2 protein-coding genes are annotated in these 1,707 nt (G+C 42.0%); both read right to left on the bottom strand.

Annotated elements, in window-relative coordinates; genetic code table 11:
• Positions 1-824: 824 nt before the first annotated feature.
• Positions 825-1,127, bottom strand: coding sequence for an SHOCT domain-containing protein (locus CS022_RS24520; RefSeq protein ID WP_129124473.1), 303 nt, complete (start codon positions 1,125-1,127; stop codon positions 825-827).
• Between the two features lie 253 nt (positions 1,128-1,380).
• The gene (locus tag CS022_RS25105) at positions 1,381-1,524 is read right to left on the bottom strand and encodes a hypothetical protein (RefSeq protein ID WP_161569750.1); all 144 of its coding nucleotides are present in this window, start codon (positions 1,522-1,524) and stop codon (positions 1,381-1,383) included.
• Positions 1,525-1,707 lie beyond the last annotated feature (183 nt).

The following is a 1,707-nucleotide window of genomic DNA, read 5'->3' as shown; positions in this document are numbered from 1 at the left end:
ATTGAACGGTTCCATAATCCAAGAATGCGACGTAGGCTCGCCCGTCAAGACAATACGTTTACGTCTTTATTAAACCGTCCGTAGAAATGGGGTAGAACCCATAAGCAGCTATGAAGCGTGAATAGTAGTAACTCCTTTCTCTCATGAATTTCGAGTTTGCTGAATGCATTAAAATCAAATGGTGCGTAATATTTGAGGACGGAGTTACTTACTTCGGAAGTTCCATCTCTAGAATCACCTTCACTTAGCTTAACTACTACCCTGTAGATGCATTCCGTTTCAAGTCCTTTAAAGTGTCTTTCGAAATGAGCGCAGACACACATATTTTCAAGAGTGAACGCCCTTTACTCATCTAGTTCGAGCTTATATCCCCAAAGTGCAAACTCTTTAAGCTTCAAGGTTTCCTCTCAATAGCACAATGCCAGCCTTCGCATAACGCCTGCCAGCACAGGCAAAAAATTGCGGAGCGGTTTTTTGTCCTGTGGCTGCATTTGTTAGCCCTTGCTCCATGTCTTTCGCGGCTGGCAGCCAGTAATTTTTTAAAAAGCCACTGAGCTTCATCCCGCAGAAATGCGTGTTTAAACCACCAAGAAACAACAAACTGAATGTGAATTCAAATGAGTTATTAGAATTTCAGACACGCAACGCAAACAAAGATTTTTCGCCGATATCGATACAAACCTGCGGCTATGAAAAGAGGAATTTGGCGACTAAACCTTGGGACTCAAAACTCCAAAATTGATGGGGGATAACGCTCGCAGCACGGGTAAAGTAACGCGCAGTGGAAATATGTCCCTAGACTGCGCTTATTATATGTCGCGTTGCTAACCAAGTAATTTAGCTTTTTGTGTCGTATAGTCTTTCTCAGATAGTACTCCTCTCTCTCTCAAGTCATGTAACTTTTCCAGTTCTTCTGCAACTGAAGAAACCGCTACTGATGAAGTTTGTCCACCTTTTGGAACGATGAAAGCCCATATAAATGAACCTAACAATAAAAATGGAATAAAGAGCCCAAGAAGTGCCAAAATTATGATAGGCGTTTTGTAAGGGTGGTTATTTTTTGATGCTATTGAAATGGTGATAATTACCCACACGATCAAAAAAATAACATACAGCGCAAAAAACATACTAAATGACCTCTAGTTAATTAAAGTAAAACGTATAATGCCTGTTAGCATTTTTGAAAAAGCTACCGCATTTCAGTGTGCCGCATACCGTATTTAAGCCACCAAGAAACAACAATATGAACTTGAATTCAAATGTGTTATTGGAAATTCAGACACGTAACGCAAATAAAGATTGTCCGCGTAATGCGATACAAACCTGTGGCTATAAAAAGAGGGACTGGCTTATTAAACCTCGGGACTAAAATTTTAAAATTCAATAGGGGATAACGCCTTTGTAACGGGCCGCGTTGCTGCGAAGCAGCGCTTTTAGGGTCCAGCCCAAAGGGCGAACGTTGACAAACTTGTTATGTGTTTTACTACTTAGTGCCACGCCATAACCTATTAACGGTATCTTCACTAAAGCCACCTAGCTCACTAAGATAAAGTGCGACACCAAGTACGCTGCGCCTGCACCAAGACCACCGCCCACAATAAGGAACCAAACTTGGCCTCCTGGGCCTTTGGCATCAAGTGGAATCCGGGTTTTGACCTGCTCCCCAAAAACTAGTCCAATCGGTCCTTAGTAACATCCGCTTGGTTG

The sequence above is a fragment of the Veronia nyctiphanis genome (assembly GCF_004116385.1).
Lineage (GTDB): Bacteria > Pseudomonadota > Gammaproteobacteria > Enterobacterales > Vibrionaceae > Veronia > Veronia nyctiphanis.
Note: the sequence above shows the minus strand (reverse complement) of the source record. Positions and strands in the feature narration are given on the sequence as shown.